Source organism: Streptomyces sp. NPDC041968, assembly GCF_055589025.1.
This window is the reverse complement of sequence record NZ_JBVJCB010000003.1, coordinates 532142-554680: the sequence shown is the minus strand read 5'-3', so window position 1 is coordinate 554680 and position 22539 is coordinate 532142. Positions and strand designations below refer to the sequence as shown.

Here is a 22539-nt window from a genome sequence, read left to right as displayed (position 1 = left end):
CGTGCCGGTTCCCTCACGCAGGCCACGACACCGGCACGGGCACCGGCACCGGCACCGGCACCCAAGACGGGACGACCGCGCCGGCCGCCGCACCCGGGGCCGATGTCAGTCCCTGCTGCGACACTCGCGACATGGCCGACCGGTGGGCACTCGCCGTGGCCGAGGACGGTGGCGTGGACGTCGCCCCCCTCGGCCCCGACGGGCTGCCCGCCGGACCGGTGCGGCGCGAGCCCGGCCCGGCGCAGGCCGTCCGAGCCCGGCCGGACGTCACTCGCTGGGTGTGGCGTGCCACCGCCGAGGTCTACCCGCACCTGCTCGCCGCGGGAGTGCGGGCCGAGCGGTGCTACGACGTGGAAGCCACCGAGAACCTCCTCCTCGGCCACGAGGGGCGGTACGGGGAGCCGCGTTCGGCCGCGGCGGCCCTGGCCCGGTTGCGCGGCGGCCCGGTACCGCCCGATCCGCCGCAGCGGTCCGCCGAGCCGGGCGCCCAGTCCCCGCTCTTCGAACCGCAGGGCACCCACCTCCCCCTCGACGACCTGCTGACGGTCTACGCCGAGCAGCAGCACCGCCACGACCGGTCCGCCCACCCCGACCGCCTCCGGCTGCTGACCGCGGCCGAGTCCGCGGGAATGCTGGTGGCCGCCGAGATGAACCGCGCGGGGCTGCCCTGGCGGACCGACGTGCACCGCGAGGTCCTGCACGACCTCCTCGGCGAGCGGTACGCGGGCGGGGGCGAGCCGCGCCGCCTGGCCGAGCTGGCCGACGAGGTGTCCGCGGCGTTCGGCCGCCGGGTTCGGCCGGACCTGCCCGCGGACGTCGTCAAGGCCTTCGCGCAGGCCGGGATCAAGGTCGGTTCCACCCGCCGGTGGGAGATCGAGTCGGTCGACCATCCGGCCGTGAAGCCACTGGTCGAGTACAAGAAGCTGTACCGCGTCTGGGTCGCCCACGGCTGGTCCTGGCTGCAGGACTGGGTGCGCGACGGACGGTTCCGCCCCGAGTTCCTGGCCGGCGGCACCGTCACCGGACGCTGGGTGACCAACGGCGGCGGCGGTCTGCAGATCCCCAAGGTCATCCGGCGGGCCGTCGTCGCCGACCCGGGCTGGCGGCTGGTCGTCGCCGACGCCGACCAGATGGAACCGCGCGTACTGGCGGCGATCTCCCGGGACCCCGGCCTGATGGAGGTGGCCGGCCGCGAGACCGACCTCTACCAGTCGGTGTCCGACCGCGCCTTCTCCGGCGACCGCGCCCAGGCCAAACTCGCCGTACTCGGCGCGGTCTACGGCCAGACCTCCGGCGACGGCCTGAAGAACCTCGCCGCGCTCAGACGCCGCTTCCCCCGAGCCGTGGCGTACGTCGACGACGCGGCCCGCGCGGGCGAGGAGGGGCGCCTCGTACGGACCTGGCTGGGCCGCACCTGCCCGCCGGCCGCCGGAGCGGCCGACGGCACCGAGGAGGGGGGCATGCCGCAGGACGACCCCTCCGGCACCCCGGTCCCCGCGCGGGAGTGGGCGCCCGGCTACGCCTCGACGGACGCCCGCGCGCGGGGCCGCTTCGCCCGCAACTTCGTCGTCCAGGGCAGTGCCGCCGACTGGGCCCTCCTCCTGCTCGCCGCGCTGCGGCAGGCCTGTGCCGACAAAGCGGCGGAGCTGGTCTTCTTCCAGCACGACGAGGTGATCGTGCACTGTCCGCGGGAGGAGGCCGACGACATCGTCGCGGCGATCCGGGACGCGGCGGAGCTGGCGGGCCGCCTGACGTTCGGTCCGACGCCGGTACGGTTTCCGTTCACCACGGCGGTGGTGGAGTGCTACGCGGACGCGAAGTGAGCGGGGCCGCCGCAGAAGGGGTGAGCAGGACCACCGGCGCGCGTCCTTCCGAGCCGCTCAGAGGACCGGCGGCCGCCCCAGCCGGGTGAGCCGCACCACGGTGCGCCAGCTCATCGGCCGCCGCTCCCCCGCCGGTCTGCGCAGCCCCTCCACGAACCCGCCGAACCAGGCCCGCAGCCCGCCGAGCGACCGGTTCCGCGCCAACGTCAGCAGCATCCACACGCCGAGATGGACCGGGATGAGCGGCAGTGGCAGCCGACGTCGGGCCAGCCACACCCGGTTGCGGGCGTTGACCCGGAAGTAGATGGCGTGCCGCGCGGGCGAGGTCTTCGGGTGCTGGAGCAGCAGTTCGGGGGCGTACAGGATCCGCCAGCCGGCGTCGGCAGCCCGCCAGGCCAGGTCGGTCTCCTCGTGTGCGAAGAAGAACTCGGCGGGCCAGTCCCCGACCTCGTCGAGCATCGACGTCCGCAGCGCGTGCCCGCCGCCGAGGAAACCGGTGACGTACCCGCCCCGCATCGGGTCGGCGGCGCCGACCCGGGGGACGTGCCGCTGCTGGGTCTCCCCGTTCTCGTCGGCGATCCGGAAGCCGACGATGCCGAGCCGGCCGTCGGCGGCGAACAACTCCCCCACCCGGCGCAGCACATCGGCGTCGACGAGCAGACCGTCGTCGTCCAGCTCCACGACCACGTCGATGTCACCGAACTCCCGCAGCCGTGCCAGCGCCACGTTCCGCCCGCCGGGACAGCCGAGGTTCTCGTCCACCTCGATCGACGTGACCTCACCGGGCAGCGACAGCCGCGCGGCGAACTCGGGCAGGGGGCAGCCGTTGCCGACGATCACGATCCGCGCGGGCGGGGCGTCCTGCTTGGCGACGGACTCCAACAGCGCGTCGACCTCGGCGGGCCGATTCCCCATGGTCACCACGGCAACGGCGACCCTCGGTGCTCCCGCGTCCTCGCCCATGCCCTCACCTCGTCCCGGCCGGCAAACGTGTCCGTGATGCTAGCCGCACACCACGCCGATCCACGGCGTACGACCGTCGGCGCTCCGGCGGTTTCGCCGCACTGGCCGTGTCCGACGACGCGGTGGCCGCCCTGGATGCCGGCCGGGCCCAGGGGTAGAAGAAGTAGCCCAAGAGGCGGACCACAGGGGGTAGTTCGGGTGGCAAAAGCGCCAGAGCACGGACCTCACGGCAGTCACGGGCACGGGATGATCATGCGCACGTCCGGACTGCTCCTCCTGACGGCGGGCGTGGGCTTCGCCATCGGCGTCCTCACCGTCGGCGGTGAGCGCCGGTGGTGGACCGGGACCGCCGTCGCCGCGATCGCATCCGTCGTCGTGGCGGTCGCGATCGCCGTGATGTGGCGAGGTGAGAGCAACCGGACTCGCCGCTTCGGCCTGAGCGCCGGTCAGCTCCTCCACCTCGCCCGACAGGTACGACGTGGGACACCCCCCACCGACCCCGCCGTACGGCCGGCGGTCCTGGAGATCCTCGGACGGCAGCGCCGGGCCCTGACCTTCCAGCGACGGAAGGGCTACCGCCGCTTGCGGGGATGCCTGCTCGTCGTGTTCTCGCTGCTGGCCGTCGTCCAGCTCACGTCCGGCTCGTACGGCTCCGGAGCCGTGACGCTGCTCTGGCTCCTGCTCGTCCTCCTGGGCCCGCTCATGCTCCGCAGGCAGGAGCGCCGACTCGACGCCGCGGAACGGTCACTCGGCCTCACCCCGGACGCACCGACACACCGACCGAAGCTCCGGAGCCCTCGAACGTCAGAAAACCCCGAGTCAGCGAAGAACTGACCCGGGGTCCAAGAAGAGCCGCCTTCGGGATTCGAACCCGAGACCTACGCATTACGAGTGCGTTGCTCTGGCCATCTGAGCTAAGGCGGCGCGCTGGGCACCCATGGTGCGATCAGCAACGTCGGTAAGTCTACACAGTTTCCCGGGGTGCTTCGTACCCGCCCCGGAGGCGCCGGGGATCCGGGGCGGGTGGGGTCAGGAGCAGCGTTGGCCGTCCTTGGGCGGGGTGCCGCGCAGGAGGTAGGTGTTGATCGCGGAGTCGATGCAGGTGCTGCCTCGGCCATAGGCGGTGTGGCCGTCGCCCTCGTAGGTGAGGAGGCGGCCCGAGGAGAGCTGGTCGGCCAGTGCCTCGGCCCAGCGGTAGGGGGTGGCCGGGTCGCGGGTGGTGCCGACCACGACGATCGGGGTGGCGCCGGCGGCCTCGATGCGGTGCGGTTCGCCGGTGGGCTGCACCGGCCAGTACGCGCAGTTCAGGGAGGCCCAGGCGAGGCCCTCGCCGAAGACCGGGGACGCCTTCTCGAAGTCGGGCAGCGCCGCGCGCACCTCGTCCGGGGAGGAGAAGGCCGCGGGGAGGTCCAGGCAGTTCACGCTGGCGTTGGCGAACATCAGATTGCTGTAGCTGCCGTCGGCCTCGCGTTCGTAGTAGCTGTCGGCGAGGACCAGCAGGCCGGCGCCGTCCTTCTCCTTCATCGCCGAGGTCAGCGACTCGCGCAGCTGCTGCCAGGCGCCCTCGTCGTACATCGCCGCGATCACACCGGTGGTGGCCAGGGATTCGGTGAGCTTGCGGCCGTCGGCGTCACCTGCGGGGACCGGCTCGGCGTCCAGGTCGTCGAAGAAGGCCTTGAGGTTCTTGCCGACCCGGGCGGGAGGGGTCCCCTTGCCGCCCAGAGGGCAGTCCGGCTGCGTCACACAGTCCTTCGCGAAGGACTGGAAGGCCGTCTCGAAGCCCGCGGTCTGCTCCAGGTTCAGGCGGCGCGCGGGCAGCGACGGGTCCATCGCGCCGTCCAGGACGAGGCGGCCCGCCCGGTCGGGGAACAGGCCGGCGTAGGTCGCCCCGAGGAACGTGCCGTACGAGGCGCCGACGTAGGTCAGCTTCTCGTCGCCCAGCACCGCCCGCAGCACGTCCATGTCCCGGGCCGCCTCGACCGTCGAGACGTGGCGCAGCAGCTTCGGCGCGTCCGCTCCGCAGCCCTCGGCGAACTTCTTGTAGGCGTCGACCAGCCCGTCCGTCTCCGCCTGGTCGTCGGGCGTGACGTCCGTCTGCGTGTACGCGTCCATCTCGCGGCCGTCGAGGCACTCGACGGGCTCACTGCGGGCCACGCCCCTCGGGTCCACCGCCACCATGTCGTACCGGGCGCGGACCTCGGCCGGGTAGCCGATGCCCGCGTACTGCTGGAGGTAGCCGATCGCCGAACCGCCCGGCCCGCCCGGGTTCACCAGCAGGGAACCGAGGCGTCCGCCCGGACCGGTGGCCTTCTTGCGGGACACCGCGAGCCGGATGTCCCCCTGGGACGGTTTCGCGTAGTCGAGCGGGGCCTTCATGGTGGTGCACTGGAAACCCGGGACACCGCAGTCGCGCCAGCTCAGCTTCTGCTCGTAGTACGGCGCCAGCGCGGAGGGCGTGGCCCGGGGCAGTGCGGCCAGCACCGCCTTCGCCGCCTCCGTCGACCCGGCGGCCTCCGCCGCCGACGAGCCGGCGGAGGTCGACGCGCCCCCGGCCGAGCAGGCGGTGGCGAGCAGCGCCGCGGCCAGGAACGTGGCTCCGGTGCGGGTCCTGCCGTTGCGGGTCCTGCGGTGAGTGCGCCTTGTGTGCATTCAGCGAGCGTAACTCTCCGCGACGACCGCGATGCTGCGCGTGCCCGGCATGCCTCGTACGAGTTACCCCGTCAACCGTCGGCGCGGCGGTCGGCCTGCCGGTGGGTCAGCCCGCTCTCAGCGCCATCGTCATCGCCTCCACCGCGAGCAGCGGCGGCACATTGCGGTCCAGGGCGTCACCGCAGGCGGCGATCGCCTCGATCCGGCGGAGCGTGGACTCGGGGGAGCTGTCGCCGGCGACGCGCTCCAGGGCGTCCTCGGCGTCGGTGCAGGCGATCGCCACACGGGAGCCCAGCTGGAGGGCGAGCACATCGCGGTAGAAGGCGGTGAGGTCGGACAGGGCGAGGTCGAGGGTGTTGCGCTGGGTGCGGGTGCGGCGGCGCTTCTGGTTGTCCTCCAGGTCCTTCATCACGCCGGCCGTGCCGCGCGGCATCCGGCCGCCCTGGGCCGCGCCCAGGGCCGTCTTCAGTTCCTCGGTCTCCTTGGCGTCCGTCTCCTCGGCGAGCTGCTTGGCGTCCGCCGCCGCCGCGTCGACCAGCTCCTGGGCCGCCCTGAGCGCGCCGCCGACGTCCCCGATCCGCAGCGGCAGCTTCAGTACGGCGGCGCGGCGCTCGCGAGCCGCCGGCTCGGTGGCCAGGCGACGGGCCCGGTCGACGTGGCCCTGCGTGGCGCGGGCCGCCGCGGCCGCGACGGCCGGTTCGACGCCCTCGCGGCGCACGAGCATGTCGGCGACCGCCTCCACCGAGGGCGTGCGCAGGTTCAGGTGGCGGCAGCGGGAGCGGATGGTGGGCAGGACGTCCTCGACGGACGGGGCGCACAGCATCCAGACCGTCCGGGGAGCGGGCTCCTCGACCGCCTTGAGGACGGCGTTGGCGGACTTCTCGTTCAACCGCTCGGCGTCCTCGACGAGGATGATCTGCCAGCGGCCGTTGGCCGGCGAGGTGAAGGACTTGCGGACCGTGTCCCGCATGTCGCCGACACGGATCTCCGCGCCGACGGCGGTCACCGTGCTGACGTCCGCGTGGGTGCCGATGAGCGCCGTGTGGCATCCGTCACAGAACCCGCACCCGGGGATGCCGCCCAGGGCCCGGTCCGGGCTCACGCACTGCAGGGCGGCGGCGAAGGCCCGCGCCGTCTGCGTCACTCCCGCGCCGGGCGGGCCGGTGAACAGCCAAGCGTGCGTCATGCTCGACGCCTCGGGGAGGGGGCCGTCGACCGCGGCGGCGGTGACGAAGGCGTCGGCGTCCCGGGCAGCCGCGGCGAGCTGCTCGCTCACCTTCTCCTGCCCGACGAGGTCGTCCCACACGGTCATGGGTCACGCCGTCCTTCCGTCACACTCCGCCGCACCGCGACGCGCTCCGCACCCCGCGTCGCGCCTCCCATTGTGCGGGGCGGCACTGACAACGCGGCGAGACGCCCGGCGCCGGGGCGTACCCCCACCCGTCACGGACGTCGTCGTCCCCGGCGGGGTCAGCGCCGGCCCCGCCCCTTGCCCCGGCTGCCCTCGTCGCCGTCACGGCCGTCGGCGCGGCCGTCTCCGTCGCGGTCGCCGTCGTGCGGTCCGAGCAGCTCGTCCGCCAGGGTCGGCAGGTCGTCCAGCGGGGTCTCCTCCGCCCAGTCGGAGCGTCGCCTGCGGGGCGGCGCCTGGTCGGGGTCGATCCGGGGCAGCTCGCGGGTGCGGTCCGGCGCCTCCTCGGGCCGGTCGGCACGGGCGGCCGGGTCCTCCTCCCGGAAGTAGCCCCGCGGAAAGCGGTCGGCCGGGTCCTCCCCGCCCACCGGTGGCAGCACCGCCGTCTCGTCGGCCGCACCCGGCGTCACGGGCGGCAGCACCGCCGTCTCGTCCGCCGCACCCGGCGTCACGGGCGGTACCGGCGGCATGGGCAGCTCGGTCGTCACCTCGGACTCCGAGACAGCGGACGCCTCGGCGTCCCCCTCGCCGTCCCCGCGGGCGTCGTCCCGCGGGTCCCGCACCGGCCGCAGCACCGCCGTGTCCTCCACCGGCCCGCCGGAGGCGTTCGTCGGGGTGACGACCGGCGTCGCCACGGTCGCCGCGTCCGGGGCAGCCGGACCGGCCGGCGCCCGACGGGGCTCGTCCGCCGCGGGAGGCGCCGTCGGCTTCGGGCCCGCCGCGGCCGCGGCCGCCGCCCGCTCCGCCGCCCTGCGTGCCTCCTCGGCCCGCATCAGGGCCTCCTCGGCCTTGCGCTGCTTCTCCAGGCGCCGGGCCTCGGCCTCGGCCCGCAGCCGCTCCTCCTCCTCGGCCTGCTTGCGCCGCCGCTCCTCCTCGGCCCGGCGGCGCGCCTCCTCCTCGGCCCGTGCCTTCTCCTCGGCGAGGAGTCGTGCCCGCTCCTCCTCGGCCTTGCGACGCGCCTCCTCGGCACGCTGCCTGGCCTCCTCCGCCTGCCGCTCGGCCTCGCGGCGCTGCGCCTCCTCCAGCTCGCGCCGCTTGCGCTCCTCCTCCTCGGCGCGCAGCCGCTCCAGCTGCTCGAGGCGTTCGCGCTCCAGGCGCTCCTCCTCGGCCTTGCGCGCGGCCTCCTCCTCGGCCTTGCGGCGCGCTTCCTCCTCGGCCTTGCGACGAGCCTCCTCCCGGGCCTGGATCTCGGCCTCGGACAGCGGCAGCACCTGGTCGAGCCGGTGGCGTACGACGGTGGTGACGGCCTCGGGCTCCTGGGCGGCGTCGACGACGAGGTAGCGGCCGGGGTCGGCCGCGGCCAGGGCCAGGAAGCCGGAGCGTACGCGCGCGTGGAACTCGGCGGGCTCCGACTCCAGCCGGTCCGGCGCCTCGGTGAACCGCTCGCGCGCGGCCTCCGGCGAGACGTCCAGCAGGACGGTCAGGTGCGGTACGAGCCCGTTGGTCGCCCAGCGGTTGATGCGGGCGATCTCGGTCGGCGACAGGTCGCGGCCGGCGCCCTGATAGGCCACCGAGGAGTCGATGTACCGGTCGGAGATGACCACGGCGCCCCGCTCCAGGGCGGGCCGCACCACGGTGTCCACGTGCTCCGCGCGGTCGGCGGCGTACAGCAGCGCCTCCGCGCGGTGCGACAGGCCGGCGCTCGACACGTCGAGCAGGATGGACCGCAGGCGCTTGCCCACCGGGGTCGCCCCCGGCTCGCGCGTCAGCACGACCTCGTGTCCCTTGTTCCTGATCCACTCGGCGAGCGCCTCGGCCTGGGTGGACTTCCCGGCGCCGTCGCCGCCCTCCAGGGCGATGAAGAAGCCGCCCGTCGCGGGCGTGGGCACCGGGTCGTCGCCGCCGAGCAGTGCGTCCCGCAGGTCCTGCCGCAGCGGCACCCCGGAGCGGTCGTCGACCTTGGCCAGCACCAGCGCGGCCACCGGCAGCAGCAGCGCGCCGGCCAGCATCAGCGTGAACGCGGCGCCGCCGTGCGCGAAGACGAACTTGCCGTTCTCCAGGCGGTGCGGTCCGATCGCCGCGGCCACCACGGGCGCGACGACCGCGCCGAGCGCCACGTAGACCCGGACGACCGCGTGCAGGTGCTCGGTCGTGCGCGCCCGGCGGTGGTCCTCGGTCTCCTGGTCGAGCAGCGCGTGCCCGGTGTTGGCGGCCACGCCCGCGCCGATGCCGGCCAGGGCGAGGAGCAGGAGCACGGTGGTGGCGTCCGGGACGAGTCCCGCGGCCAGCAGGGCGACGCCGACGAAGGCGATCGCCAGGGCCAGCAGGCGTCGGCGCGACAGTGAGGGGAGCAGGGCGGGCGCCGTACGGATGCCGACGACGACGCCGCCGGTCAGCGCGCCCACCGTGAGCCCGTACAGCACGGGCCCGCCGCCGAGGTCCTTGGCGTGCAGCACCGCGACGGCGACGGTCGCGGCCACCACGGCGGCGACCGCCGCGCAGGCGAACACCAGCAGGGGAAGGACCCCGGTGCGGCCCTTGTCGACGCCGGTGCCGCTCTTGGGGCGGCGCAGGCCCTCCAGCGGCGACCGCGCGCGCGGGGTGCGCGCTCCGGGCAGCTCCAGGAAGGTCACCACGGACAGGGACGCGGCGAACAGCCCCGCCGCGACGTAGGAACCGAGCGCCGCCTGGTGCTCGGCGAACCAGTCGATGCCGGCGCCCAACAGGTTGTTCAGCAGCCCCGCGACGACGAGCGCGGCAGCGGCCAGCGGGATCGCCACGAAGCCCGTGCGCAGCGAGAGGCGGCGCAGCGCGTCCATGTGGTCGGGCAGCGGCCGTACCGTCGCGCCCTCCGGGGGCGGCGCGGGCAGCAGCGCGGGGGCCGCGCTCTCCCGGCAGACCGTCCAGAAGCGCTCGGCGACGCCGGTGACGAAGACGGTCACCAGGAGGACGGCCAGCGCGTCGTCCGGCGTCCAGTCGATCCACAGCGGCGCGACGATCAGCAGGGCGGCCCGCAGCCCGTCCGCGCCGACCATGGTCCAGCGCCGGTCCAGCGGACCGTCCGGTGAGGTGAGCGAGGTGAGCGGGCCGAGCAGGACCGCGCCGAAGAGCAGCGTCGCCAGGATGCGTACGCCGAAGACGGTCGCCACTGCGAACGCCACGCCCCGGTAGCCCCCGCCGAAGGAGCCCGCGCCGATCGCGGCCTGGACGGCGAGGAGGACCAGCACCAGCAGGGCGAGGAGATCGCCGACACCCCCCACGAGCTGTGCGCTCCACAACCGCCTCAGCTGCGGTCGCCGCAGCAGGGCGCGGACGGCGCGCTCGCGGGAGTCCGCGACCAGGGCGTCGTCCGGGGCGGGGTGAGGGGCCGTTGGCTGCTCGGCTCGCGTCATGCGTTCAGCCTATCGGTCGCCGCCGACACTCCGGCGTACCCGGCCGAACGTACGCACGCCCCGACACCGAAATGATGCCGGGGCGTGCGATCCGCGCAGGGCGCGGGGAGGCTCAGTCCTCGGTCGAAGTGGAGGCGGTGGCCGTCTTGGTGGCCGTCTTCTTCGCCGTTGTCTTCGCCGCGGTCTTGGCCGTGGTCTTCTTCGCGGCCGTCGTCTTGGCCGCCGCCGTCTTCTTGGTGGCCGCCGCCTTCTTGGCCGGGGCCTTCTTGGCGGGCGCCTTCTTGGTGGCCTTCTTCGCCGTCTTCTTGGCGGGCCCCTTGGCACGCTTCTCGGCGAGCAGCTCGTAGCCGCGCTCCGGCGTGATCTCCTCGACGCTGTCGCCGGAGCGCAGGGTCGCGTTGGTCTCGCCGTCGGTGACGTACGGGCCGAAGCGGCCGTCCTTGACCACGACCGGCTTCTCGCTGACCGGGTCGGTGCCCAGCTCCTTCAGCGGCGGCTTGGCCGCGGCCCGGCCGCGCTGCTTCGGCTGAGCGTAGATCGCGAGCGCCTCGTCCAGCGTGATGGTGAAGAGCTGGTCCTCGGACGTCAGGGACCGCGAGTCCGTGCCCTTCTTCAGGTACGGGCCGTAGCGGCCGTTCTGCGCGGTGATCTCGACGCCCTCGGCGTCGGTGCCGACGACGCGCGGCAGCGACATGAGCTTGAGGGCGTCGTCCAGGGTGACCGTGTCCAGCGCCATCGTCTTGAACAGCGAGGCCGTGCGCGGCTTCACGGCGTTCTTGCCGGTCTTCGGGGTGCCCTCGGGGAGCACCTCGGTGACGTAGGGGCCGTAGCGGCCGTCCTTGGCAACGATGGTGTGGCCGGTGGCCGGGTCGGTGCCCAGTTCGAAGTCGCCGCTCGGCTTGGCGAGCAGCTCCTCCGCCAGCTCGACGGAGAGCTCGTCCGGCGCGAGGTCCTCGGGGACGTCGGCGCGCTGGTGGTTCTCGGAGTCCTTCTCGCCGCGCTCGATGTACGGGCCGTAGCGCCCGACGCGCAGCACGATGTCGTTGCCGACGGGGAAGGAGGACACCTCGCGCGCGTCGATCGCGCCGAGGTCGGTGACGAGTTCCTTGAGGCCGCCGAGGTGGTCCCCGTCGCCGTTGCCGGCGTCGGCGGCGCCGCCGCCCGCGCCCTCGCCGAAGTAGAAGCGGCGCAGCCACGGCACCGCCTGGGCCTCGCCGCGCGCGATGGCGTCGAGGTCGTCCTCCATCTTGGCGGTGAAGTCGTAGTCGACGAGCCGCCCGAAGTGCTTCTCCAGGAGGTTGACCACGGCGAAGGAGAGGAAGGACGGGACGAGGGCCGTGCCCTTCTTGAAGACGTAGCCGCGGTCCAGGATGGTGCCGATGATCGACGCGTAGGTCGACGGGCGGCCGATCTCGCGCTCCTCCAGCTCCTTGACCAGCGACGCCTCGGTGTAGCGGGCCGGGGGCTTGGTGGCGTGGCCGTCGACCGTGATCTCCTCGGCCGTCAGCGCGTCGCCCTGGGAGACCTGCGGCAGCCGGCGCTCGCGGTCGTCCAGCTCGGCGTTCGGGTCGTCGGCGCCCTCGACGTAGGCCTTGAGGAAGCCGTGGAAGGTGATCGTCTTCCCGGACGCGCTGAACTCGACGTCCCGGCCGTCGGAGGCGGCGCCACCGATCTTCACGGTGACGCTGTTGCCGGTCGCGTCCTTCATCTGGGAGGCGACGGTCCGCTTCCAGATCAGCTCGTAGAGCTTGAACTGGTCGCCGGTGAGACCGGTCTCGGCGGGCGTGCGGAAACGGTCGCCCGAGGGGCGGATCGCCTCGTGCGCCTCCTGCGCGTTCTTCACCTTGCCGGCGTACGTCCGCGGCTGCGCGGGCAGGTAGTCGGCGCCGTACAGCTGCGTGACCTGGGCGCGGGCGGCCTTGACCGCCGTGTCGCTCAGGGTCGTCGAGTCCGTACGCATGTAGGTGATGTAGCCGTTCTCGTACAGCTTCTGGGCGATCTGCATCGTCGGCTTGGCGCCGAAGCCGAGCTTGCGGCTCGCCTCCTGCTGGAGCGTCGTCGTACGGAACGGGGCGTACGGCGAGCGGCGGTACGGCTTGGACTCGACCGAGCGGACGGCGAAGCGCGTGTTCTCCAGGGCGGCGGCGAGCGCGCGGGCGTTCGCCTCGTCGAGGTGGAGGGTGTTCGCGCTCTTGATCTGCCCCAGGGAGTCGAAGTCGCGGCCCTGGGCGACCCGCCTGCCGTCGACCGTCTGGAGGCGGGCGACCAGCGACGACGGGTCGGAGGCGTCTCCCGCGCGGCCGGTGGCGAAGGTGCCGGTGAGGTCCCAGTACTCGGCGGAGCGGAAGGCGATGCGCTCGCGCTCCCGCTCGACGACCAGCCGCGTGGCGACGGACTGGACGCGGCCCGCCGACAGCTTCGGCATGACCTTCTTCCACAGGACCGGCGAGACCTCGTAGCCGTAGAGGCGGTCGAGGATGCGGCGGGTCTCCTGGGCGTCGACGAGCTTCTGGTTGAGCTCGCGCGGGTTGGCGACGGCCGCCCGGATCGCGTCCTTGGTGATCTCGTGGAACACCATGCGCTTGACCGGGATCTTCGGCTTGAGGACTTCCTGGAGGTGCCACGCGATGGCCTCGCCCTCGCGGTCCTCATCGGTGGCGAGGAAGAGTTCGTCGGAGTCCTTCAGCAGGTCCTTGAGCTTCTTGACCTGCGCCTTCTTATCGGCGTTGACCACATAGACGGGCTGGAAGTCGTGTTCCACGTCCACACCGAGGCGGCGGACCTCGCCGGTGTACTTCTCCGGCACCTCCGCGGCGCCGCTGGGAAGGTCGCGGATGTGCCCGACGCTCGCCTCGACGACGTAACCAGGGCCGAGATAGCCCTTGATCGTCTTCGCCTTGGCAGGCGACTCGACGATGACGAGTCGGCGGCCGCCGTTCGCGGTCTCGCTGGTCGGGGACAACTTCGCTCTTCTCTCCGGTCGACGCTGGGGCCTCCCCAGGCAGTGCTCCCGGGGTCGGGTCGTGCTGCGTTTCGGTCGTGACGCTGCGGAGTGTGACGGTACCTCCCGCCCCCGTGTCAAACGGGAAAAGCCCGCAACGGCCACTCGAACGGTAACCCGACGAACCCTGTTCCTGCCGCCCGGAGTGAGTACCGGCCCCGGCGCGGGTATCCGGAGCGCGACCCGCCGATTACCTGGGCGGGGGTGCGGCCGGGGTCCGGAACCGGCCTCTCAGGCGCGTGTCAGGCACCATGCCCCGAGGGCCAGCGCGATGACTCCGGCGACGCTCGCGAGGGCCGCCGATGCGACGGGGCTCACACCGTGCGCGACGGGCTGACCGTGCCGTACCCGGGTCGCCGTCCACGTCAGCAGACCTGCTCCGAACAGGGCGAACACCATTCCCGCGAAGATCGCCGGCCCGCTCTCCATGGTCCCCGTGCCTCTTTTCTCCAGCCCGCGCGTGTCCAGCCTCGTGGAGGCTGTCACGCGCGGGCGGCGCAGAGGCGAACCCGAGGTGAACGAGGAGCCGACGGATCGGCGGTGCGACCGCCCGTGGCTCGTTTCTCCCCTACGACGCCGAAGACGGCCGGCGCCCACCGCCGCCGCCCGGACCGGTTCCGCTGGACGCGGAGCCCGCTCGACGCGGTTCCGGCGGCTAAGGAGGCCCACAGGACCTGGGTTCCGGCGGCCGAGAGGCCCACTGGACGCCGGTTGCGGCGACCGCCGCCGCCCACCGCCCGCCGTCGACGAGGCGCGCCGGGCGCCCGTCCCGCCTACGCCGGCTCGAGGAAGCCCTGCTCCACCAGCAGGCGGATCTGGGCGGGCGTGCGGTCGCGCAGCGCCACCGGGTCCTCGCCGACCAGCTGGGCGATGGCGTCCAGGATGCGGCCGGCGCTCATGGAGCCGTCGCAGACGCCCGCGAAACCGGCGCCGACGGTGTCGACGCGGGTGGCGCGGCGCATGCCGCGGTTCTGGCGCAGCACGACGTGCTCCGGGTCCTCGGCGCCGGGCAGCCCGACCTGCTCCTGCACCACCTCGCCGGCCAGCGTGAAGTGCGCCTCCAGCAGGGCGGCGTCGTCGTGGGCGCGCAGGTAGTCGACGCGGTCGAAGTGCGCGCGCACCGTCTCGCCGAGCGGCTGCTCGATCGGGTGCGGCCATTCCTCGACGGTGATCGAGGGCTCCGCGGATCCTGACCGGCGCAGCGAGATCCACCCGAAGCCGACCGCCTTGACCTTGCGCGCCTCGAACTCGTCCAGCCACGCGTCGTAGCGCGCCTGGTACTCGGCCACGTCGGCGCGGTGGTCCCCCGCGTCCCTGAGCCACAGTTCGGCGTACTGCGTGACGTCCTGCACCTCGCGCTGCACGATCCACGCGTCGCAGCCGCGCGGCACCCAGGAGCGCAGCCGGTCCGTCCAGTCCTCCCCCTCCTCGTGCTGCCAGTTGGCGAGGAAGTGCGCGAACCCGCCCTCGTTCAGACGCTCCCCCGTCTGCTGAACGAGCGACCGGCACAGATCGTCCCCGCCCATCCCGCCGTCGCGGTAGGTGAGCCGGGCGCCCGGTGAGATCACGAAGGGCGGGTTGGAGACGATCAGGTCGTACGTGTCGCCGTCGTCGACCGGCTCGTAGAGCGAGCCCTCCCGCAGGTCGGCGGCCGGGGCACCGGACAGGGCGAGCGTGAGCGCGGTGATGTGCAGGGCACGCGGGTTGACGTCGGTCGCCGTCACGCGCGTGGCGTGCCGGGAGGCGTGCAGCGCCTGGATGCCGGAGCCGGTACCGAGGTCCAGGGCGGCGGAGACGGGCGTGCGGACGGTCAGGCCGGCCAGCGTCATCGACGCGCCGCCGACGCCGAGGACGACGCCCTCCGCGCGGTTGCCGATGCCGCCGGCACCGCCGACCGCGCAGCCGAGGTCGGAGACGATGAACCAGTCCTCGCCGCCGGGCCCTCCGTACGGGCGTACGTCCACGGTGGCCGCCACCTCGTCGTCGCCCGCGCGGACGAGCCACCCGCTCTCCAGGCAGTCGCCCACGGGCAGCACGTCCGCCACGCGCGCGTAGGGCACGGGTTGCTGGAGCAGGAACAGCCGTACGAGGCGTTCCAACGGCGTGTCGCCGCGGGTGGCCCGGAGCGCGGGCACGGTCTCGCTGCGCGACAGCGCCGCGTAGGCCGGGGCACCGAGCAGCTCCAGCAGTCCGTCGGCGGTGAAGGAGGCGCCGAGCAGGGCGTCCCGCAGCCGGGCGGTGACGTCGGGGCGGTCGGCGGAGGGCAGGGGGGACAGGCTGGCGTTACTCACACCCCCATTGTGGCCCTGCGACCCCCGCCCCGCGCCCGTGCGGCGGAGGTCAGCCGGCGGCGGCCGACGGCGTCACCGAGGCCGACTTGCAGCTCTCCTGCTTGGCCATGGCCTGGCCGACCTCACCCTCCTCCAGGGTCTTGAGCGCGTTGCTGCCGCTCTTGCTGAGCTTGTTCAGCTCGGTGGCGATGTCCTTGAGGCCGTCGGCGAAGTTCGCCTGGTCCTTGGTGTCGAGTTGCTCCACCTGCTTGCGCAGGGAGGCGTACGAGGAGGAGAGGCCGTTCAGCTCGGTGACGGCGTCCTTCTGCTTCTTCTCGCCGTCCTCGACGTCGGGCGCCCCGGCCTTCTGGACGGCGCCGCCCATCGCCTTGTAGGCGTCGGACATGTCCTGGAACGCCTTGGCGTCGGTCTTCTGGACCTCCGCCGGCGTGCTGTTGTCCGAGGTCTCCTTCTGGATCGCGGCGTTGGCCGACTCGATCTTCTTGGCCTGCGGTTGCACGGCGTCGCAGACGTCCTTCGCCCAGGCGTCCAGCTTGTCGTTGTCGTCGCCGCCGCCGCATCCCGTCAACGCCAGTACCAGTACCGCACCGCCGGACAGTGCGGCCGCGAGCTTCTTGTTCACCGGATTGGTCCCTTCCCATGGCTCTCGGCCCCGGAACATACACGCCGGATGGGGGACATCCGCAGGACGAACATCCGTTATGACGGTATTGAAGCCATTTGCACCAAGAGAGATAAGGCTCACGGTCACAGGGGCGCGGAACACGTCACGGGCGGACGACGCGTCACCACGCGCCGTCCGCCCGTCTCTTGACCTGCGCCCCCTGCGGGGCTCCGCGTCGGGGCTACGAAACCACCGCCGGATCGGCCGACTTGGGATTCGGGTCGGGATCGTCCTCGTCACCCATGGCGATGCCGCGCCGCTTGGACACGTAGACCGCCGTCGCGATCACGGCGAAGGCGACGACCGCGATCAGCACCCTCACGGTCATGTTCTCGTCGGCGCCGTAGGAGAACTTGATGACCGCCGGCGCGATGAGCAGCGCCACCAGGTTCATGACCTTGAGCAGGGGGTTGATGGCCGGACCCGCGGTGTCCTTGAAGGGGTCGCCGACCGTGTCGCCGATGACGGTGGCGGCGTGGGCCTCGCTGCCCTTGCCGCCGTGGTGACCGTCCTCGACGAGCTTCTTGGCGTTGTCCCAGGCGCCACCGGAGTTGGCGAGGAACACCGCCATCAGCGTGCCCGCGCCGATCGCGCCCGCCAGGAACGCGCCGAGCGGGCCCACGCCGAGCGTGAACCCGATGAAGATGGGCGCCATCACGGCGAGCAACCCGGGCGTGGCGAGTTCCCGCAGGGCGTCCCTGGTGCAAATGTCGACGACCTTGCCGTACTCGGGTTTCTCGCTGTAGTCCATGATCCCGGGCCGCTCCCGGAACTGCCGCCGCACCTCGTAGACCACGGCACCCGCCGACCGCGACACCGCGTTGATCGCCAGCCCGGAGAAGAGGAAGACGACCGCCGCGCCCGCGATGAGCCCGACGAGGTTGTTGGGCTGCGAGATGTCCATCATCAGACTCATCGGTGCGCCCTCGCCGCTGAGTTTCTCGCCCACGTCCGCGGCGCCGGTGGTGATGGCGTCGCGGTACGACCCGAAGAGGGCCGCCGCCGCGAGGACCGCGGTGGCGATGGCGATGCCCTTGGTGATCGCCTTGGTGGTGTTGCCGACCGCGTCCAGGTCGGTGAGCACCTGGGCGCCGGCACCCTCGACGTCACCGGACATCTCGGCGATGCCCTGCGCGTTGTCCGAGACCGGCCCGAAGGTGTCCATGGCGACGATCACACCGACCGTGGTGAGCAGACCGGTGCCGGCCAGCGCCACCGCGAACAGCGCCAGCATGATCGAGGCACCGCCGAGCAGGAACGCCCCGTACACGCCGAGGCCGATCAGCAGGGCCGTGTAGACGGCGGATTCGAGACCGAGCGAGATACCGGCGAGGACGACGGTGGCGGGCCCCGTGAGCGAGGTCTTGCCGATGTCCCTGACGGGGCGTCGGGTGGTCTCGGTGAAGTAGCCGGTCAGCTGCTGGATCAGGGCTGCGAGCACGATGCCGATCGCCACCGCGACGAGCGCGAGGATCCGCGGGTCGCCGCCCCGGCTCGCGATCGCCGCGTCCGTGACACCGTCCAGTTCCGAGTACTTCCCGGGCAGGTAGACGAAGACGGCCACCGCCACCAGGACCAGCGAGATCACCGCGGAGATGAAGAAGCCCCGGTTGATCGCGCTCATGCCGCTGCGGTCGGACCGCCGGGGCGCCACCGCGAAGATGCCGATCATGGCGGTGAGCACGCCGATCGCCGGCACCAGCAGCGGGAAGGCCAGCCCCGCGTCGCCGAAGGCCACCTTGCCGAGGATCAGCGCGGCCACCAGGGTCACGGCGTACGACTCGAAGAGGTCGGCTGCCATGCCCGCGCAGTCGCCGACGTTGTCGCCCACGTTGTCGGCGATGGTCGCGGCGTTGCGCGGATCGTCCTCCGGAATGCCCTGCTCGACCTTGCCGACCAGGTCGGCGCCGACGTCGGCGGCCTTGGTGAAGATGCCGCCGCCGACCCGCATGAACATCGCGATCAGGGCCGCGCCGAGGCCGAACCCTTCCAGGACCTTCGGCGCGTCGCCCGCGTACACCAGCACCACGCAGCAGGCACCCAGCAGGCCGAGTCCCACTGTGAACATGCCGACCACGCCACCCGTGCGAAACGCGATCTTCGTCGCCTTGTGCGAGACGAGGGTGAGATCCTTTTCCGGTTCACCCGGGGCCGGTGTCGCTTCCCGTGCCGCCGCCGCGACACGCACATTGCTGCGCACGGCGAGCCACATGCCGATATAGCCGGTGGCCGCGGAGAACGCCGCGCCGATCAGGAAGAAGATCGACCGTCCGGCACGTTGATTCCAGTCGTCCGCGGGCAGCAGCATGAGCAGAAAGAACACGACGACGGCGAATACGCCGAGCGTGCGCAACTGTCGTGCCAGGTAGGCGTTCGCGCCTTCCTGGACGGCCGCCGCGATCTTCTTCATGCTGTCGGTACCCTCGCCCGCCGCGAGCACCTGGCGCACCAGGACCGCCGCGAGGACCAGCGCCGCCAGTGCCACGACCGCGATCACCGCGACCAGCACGCGGTTCCCGTCGGTCAGTACGGCGGCGGCGAGGGTCGAGGTTTCGCCCAACTGATGAGAGGTGGAAAGCTCCGCCATTCGTCCTCCTTGACGCTTGGGCTGAGCTCAAGATGTGGACGGGATTGTAGGTACCGGAACCTGATCAAAACAGTGCACGACAAAAGGAAATATCTTGTCAACCACAAGGAGCATGGAAGTAGTAATGCCCTTCCGGCATTAAATCCGTGATCCTTCCCCACGGGATTGATCGCGCGATTGATCGCGCGGGGTTGATCGCGGATTGCCGTGCTATTGATCGTGAACGAATTCACTCAGCGCGCGCTCGGCACCACTGTAAGCGCGGGCATCTGCGCCCGCACATGACGAAGGGCCCTACGAGGTAGGGCCCTTCGGGTGAACTCACCGGGCCACGGGGGCCGCGGCGGGGTCAGACCGGCGGCAGCACCGCAGGCGCGGTCGGCCAGGTCATGCGGATCAGACCGCCGTCCTCGCCGGCCGTCACCTCGACGTCGTCGACGAGCCCGCTGATCACCGCGAGCCCCATCTCGTCCTCCTCGGCCTCCGGGTCGCCCCCGGCGGCGCCCGGGTTTCCGGCCCCGGACACCGCGTGCGGCGCCTCGTCGCCGACCTCGATGGAGAACTGCTTCTCCTCCTCGATCAGCGACACCTTGACCGGCGCCGTGATGCCGACGTGCTGATGCAGGCCCACGGCCCGGGTGCACGCCTCGCCGACAGCGAGCCTGACCTCGTCGAGGACGGCCTCGTCCACTCCGGCCCTGCGTGCCACCGCGGCCGCCACCAGACGGGCGGTGCGGACATGCTCGGGCAGCGCGCTGAAACGGAGTTCAACGGTGGCCATGCATCCCCCTCGGAACTACGGGCGTGCTGTCGAGGGTCCGGACCGTTGCCGGCCCGGACCCCCTTGTACTCAGTCGCCCCGGGCCGACCGGCCCGGAACAGGTCGTCAGTCGGTGGCCGCCACCGCTTCCTCGACCGAGGTGTGAATGGGGAACACCTTGGTGAGGCCGGTGATACGGAAGATCTTGAGAATGCGCTCCTGGTTGCAGACCAGGCGCAGCGAGCCCTCATGGGCGCGCACCCGCTTCAGTCCGCCGACCAGCACGCCGAGCCCGGTGGAGTCGAGGAAGTCCACGCCCTCCATGTCGACGACGAGGTGGAAACTCCCGTCGTTCACGAGCTCGACCAGCTGCTCACGCAGCTTGGGCGCGGTGTATACGTCAATTTCGCCACCGACCTCGACGACCGTACGATCGCCGACGGTACGGGTCGACAGGGACAGGTCCACGGATCCTCCAGCACCTTGCTATCGAGCGGTCGCCCTTCGGGACACCTCGGCTTGAAGCCCCCAGGACATTCGCCAGCCGCGATGGCATTCAATCACTTACCGGCAGGCGTGCACGACGCCTTGGTCCCATTGTCCGTCACGCCAGTGACAGACTCGGTGCCGATGGCCAAGAATCTCCGATCCGATCGATCCCCGGCCGGGCCCGGCTCCCGGCCCGAACCAGGCACGATCCTGGCCCGGCTCGCCGCGGGACCGAGCCGGGCTGCGCGCATCACTCATACGGAGCACTTGCCCCCGCGTGCGGGGCGTCATGCAGCCTGGCCGGACCGGATTCGACCCGAGGTCGTCGCCGCGGTGCAGGCCGCGGGCATCGAACACCCCTGGGCCCACCAGGCGACGGCGGCCGAGCACGCCCTGGACGGCGACTCGGTGGTCGTGGCCACCGGTACCGCCTCCGGCAAGTCCCTGTCGTATCTGGTGCCGGTGCTGTCGGCGCTGCTGGACGGATCGGAGGCCCCGAACGGGCGTGGCGCCACCGCCCTGTACCTGGCCCCGACCAAGGCACTGGCCGCCGACCAGTGCCGGTCCGTGAAGAAACTTTCACAACCTCTGGGCACATCCGTTCGGGCCGCCGTGTACGACGGCGACACCCCGTTCGAGGAACGCGAGTGGATCCGGCAGTACGGCACGTACGTGCTGACCAACCCGGACATGCTGCACCGCGGCATCCTGCCGTCCCACCCCCGCTGGTCCTCCTTCCTGAAGTCGCTGAAGTACGTCGTCATCGACGAGTGCCACACCTATCGCGGCGTCTTCGGCTCGCATGTCGCCCAGGTGCTGCGCAGATTGCGCCGTCTGTGCGCCCGCTACGGCGCGTCGCCGGTGTTCCTGCTAGCCTCCGCCACCGCGGCGGAGCCCTCGGTGGCGGCCCGCCGGCTCACCGGGCTCCCGGTGGTCGAGGTCGCCGACGACGCCTCACCACGCGGTGAACTGGTGTTCGCCCTGTGGGAGCCGCCGCTCACCGAGATGGAGGGCGAGAAGGGCGCACCGGTCCGCCGCACCGCCACCGCCGAGGCCGCCGACCTGCTCACCGACCTCACCATGCAGGGCCTGCGGTCGATCACCTTCGTACGTTCCCGGCGCGGCGCCGAGCTGATCTCGGTGATCGCCCAGGAACGTCTCGCCGAGGTCGACCGCTCGCTGACCCATCGGGTGGCCGCGTACCGCGGTGGTTATCTCCCGGAGGAGCGCCGCGCCCTGGAACGCGCCCTGCACTCCGGTGACCTCCTCGGCCTCGCGGCCACGAACGCTCTCGAACTGGGCCTGGACATCTCCGGACTGGACGCGGTGGTGATCGCCGGCTATCCGGGCACCCGGGCGTCGCTGTGGCAGCAGGCGGGCCGCGCGGGCCGCTCCGGGCAGGGGGCCCTCGCGGTGCTGGTCGCCCGCGACGACCCGCTGGACACCTTCCTCGTCCACCACCCGGAAGCCCTGTTCGACCAGCCCGTGGAGTCCACGGTCCTCGACCCCGACAACCCGTACGTCCTCGCCCCCCATCTGTGCGCGGCGGCGGCCGAGCTCCCCCTGACCGAGGAGGACCTGCCCCTGTTCGGCCCCGCCTGCGAGGAGCTGCTCCCCCAGCTGGAGGAGGCCAGGCTGCTGCGCCGCCGGACCCGCGCCTGGCACTGGACGCGCCGGGAACGGGCCGCCGACCTCACCGACATCCGCGGAGAGGGCGGCCGCCCGGTCCAGGTCGTCGAGGCCGGGACGGGCCGCCTGCTGGGCACGGTCGACGCCGGCGCCGCCCACACGACGGTCCACGAGGGCGCCGTGCACCTCCACCAGGGCCGCACGTACCTCGTCCGCACCCTCGACCTGGAGGACTCCGTCGCCCTGGTCGAACAGGCCACGCCGACGTACTCCACGGTCGCCCGCGACACGACGGCGATCTCCGTCCTGGAGACCGACACCGAGGTCCCGTGGGGTGACGGTCGCCTGTGCTACGGCTCCGTCGAGGTCACCAACCAAGTGGTCTCCTTCCTGCGCCGGCGTCTGATCACCGGCGAAGTGCTGGGCGAGACGAAGCTCGACCTCCCTCCCCGGACCCTGCGCACGCGCGCGGTGTGGTGGACGGTCACCGAGGACCAGCTGGACGCTGCCCGGATCAACCCGGAGATCCTCGGCGGGTCCCTGCACGCCGCCGAGCACGCCTCGATCGGCATGCTGCCCCTGTTCGCGACCTGCGACCGTTGGGACATCGGCGGCGTGTCGGTCCCCCTGCACCCGGACACGCTGCTCCCGACGGTCTTCGTGTACGACGGTCATCCCGGCGGCGCGGGCTTCGCCGAGCGCGCCTTCCACACGGCTCGCGACTGGCTCACGGCCACCCGGGAGGCCATCGCCTCCTGCGAGTGCGACGCCGGCTGCCCCTCCTGCATCCAGTCCCCCAAGTGCGGCAACGGCAACGATCCACTGCACAAGCGCGGGGCCGTGCGGCTGCTCACGGTGCTGCTGCGGGGTGCGGAGCGGGCGGAGACGGCGGGCGCGGGGCCGTGAGGCCTGCCGGCGGGGGCCGTGGGGCCCCACCGTCGTC

Annotated in this window: 14 protein-coding genes and 1 tRNA gene; 3 read left to right on the top strand and 12 right to left on the bottom strand. The window is 72.5% G+C overall.

What is annotated here, in order from left to right:
- Window positions 1–131: 131 nt before the first annotated feature.
- Window positions 132–1823, top strand: coding sequence for a bifunctional 3'-5' exonuclease/DNA polymerase (locus ACZ6EG_RS10610; protein WP_469603399.1), 1692 nt, complete (start codon window positions 132–134; stop codon window positions 1821–1823).
- Between the two features lie 57 nt (window positions 1824–1880).
- Here the strand turns inward: ACZ6EG_RS10610 and ACZ6EG_RS10605 are convergent, their stop codons facing one another.
- Window positions 1881–2786 (bottom strand): glycosyltransferase family 2 protein, encoded by a 906-nt coding sequence (locus tag ACZ6EG_RS10605; RefSeq protein ID WP_391972691.1) that lies wholly within the window; start codon window positions 2784–2786, stop codon window positions 1881–1883.
- Window positions 2787–3038: 252 nt separating this feature from the next.
- Between ACZ6EG_RS10605 and ACZ6EG_RS10600 the strand changes: the two genes are divergently transcribed.
- Entirely contained in the window at window positions 3039–3620 is a 582-nt protein-coding gene (locus ACZ6EG_RS10600; protein WP_469603395.1) for a hypothetical protein, read from the top strand.
- 16 nt (window positions 3621–3636) lie between these two features.
- Here ACZ6EG_RS10600 and ACZ6EG_RS10595 read toward each other — a convergent pair.
- From ACZ6EG_RS10595 to bldG, 11 genes are all read right to left on the bottom strand, one after another.
- Window positions 3637–3710: transfer RNA gene (locus ACZ6EG_RS10595), tRNA-Thr, on the bottom strand.
- Between the two features lie 105 nt (window positions 3711–3815).
- Window positions 3816–5435 carry an alpha/beta hydrolase gene (locus ACZ6EG_RS10590; protein ID WP_391972689.1) on the bottom strand — a complete coding sequence of 540 codons (1620 nt, stop codon included), beginning with the start codon at window positions 5433–5435 and terminating at the stop codon, window positions 3816–3818.
- Window positions 5436–5541: 106 nt separating this feature from the next.
- Window positions 5542–6747, bottom strand: coding sequence for a DNA polymerase III subunit delta' (locus ACZ6EG_RS10585; protein WP_469603392.1), 1206 nt, complete (start codon window positions 6745–6747; stop codon window positions 5542–5544).
- A gap of 158 nt (window positions 6748–6905) precedes the next feature.
- Window positions 6906–10175: a dTMP kinase gene (gene tmk / locus ACZ6EG_RS10580; RefSeq protein ID WP_469603389.1), complete on the bottom strand. Its 3270-nt coding sequence runs from the start codon at window positions 10173–10175 to the stop codon at window positions 6906–6908.
- Window positions 10176–10287: 112 nt separating this feature from the next.
- Window positions 10288–13137: a type I DNA topoisomerase gene (gene topA / locus ACZ6EG_RS10575; protein ID WP_469603386.1), complete on the bottom strand. Its 2850-nt coding sequence runs from the start codon at window positions 13135–13137 to the stop codon at window positions 10288–10290.
- Window positions 13138–13407: 270 nt separating this feature from the next.
- On the bottom strand, window positions 13408–13605 hold the full coding sequence (locus tag ACZ6EG_RS10570; protein WP_391970710.1) for a hypothetical protein: 198 nt from the start codon (window positions 13603–13605) through the stop codon (window positions 13408–13410).
- Between the two features lie 344 nt (window positions 13606–13949).
- Window positions 13950–15467, bottom strand: a complete 1518-nt coding sequence (locus ACZ6EG_RS10565) for a DUF7059 domain-containing protein (protein ID WP_469603383.1) — start codon at window positions 15465–15467, stop codon at window positions 13950–13952.
- Between the two features lie 49 nt (window positions 15468–15516).
- Window positions 15517–16128, bottom strand: coding sequence for a nucleoside/nucleotide kinase family protein (locus tag ACZ6EG_RS10560; RefSeq protein ID WP_391970712.1), 612 nt, complete (start codon window positions 16126–16128; stop codon window positions 15517–15519).
- 184 nt (window positions 16129–16312) lie between these two features.
- A complete protein-coding gene (locus tag ACZ6EG_RS10555) occupies window positions 16313–18718 on the bottom strand; it encodes a sodium-translocating pyrophosphatase (protein WP_391970713.1) in 2406 nt (801 codons plus the stop codon).
- 349 nt (window positions 18719–19067) lie between these two features.
- Window positions 19068–19499: an ATP-binding protein gene (locus tag ACZ6EG_RS10550; RefSeq protein ID WP_391970714.1), complete on the bottom strand. Its 432-nt coding sequence runs from the start codon at window positions 19497–19499 to the stop codon at window positions 19068–19070.
- Between the two features lie 105 nt (window positions 19500–19604).
- The gene (gene bldG / locus ACZ6EG_RS10545; RefSeq protein ID WP_003975386.1) at window positions 19605–19946 is read right to left on the bottom strand and encodes an anti-sigma factor antagonist BldG; all 342 of its coding nucleotides are present in this window, start codon (window positions 19944–19946) and stop codon (window positions 19605–19607) included.
- Window positions 19947–20027: 81 nt separating this feature from the next.
- On the opposite strand from bldG, the gene ACZ6EG_RS10540 reads away from it, so the two are divergent.
- Window positions 20028–22502, top strand: coding sequence for a DEAD/DEAH box helicase (locus ACZ6EG_RS10540; protein ID WP_469603377.1), 2475 nt, complete (start codon window positions 20028–20030; stop codon window positions 22500–22502).
- Window positions 22503–22539 lie beyond the last annotated feature (37 nt).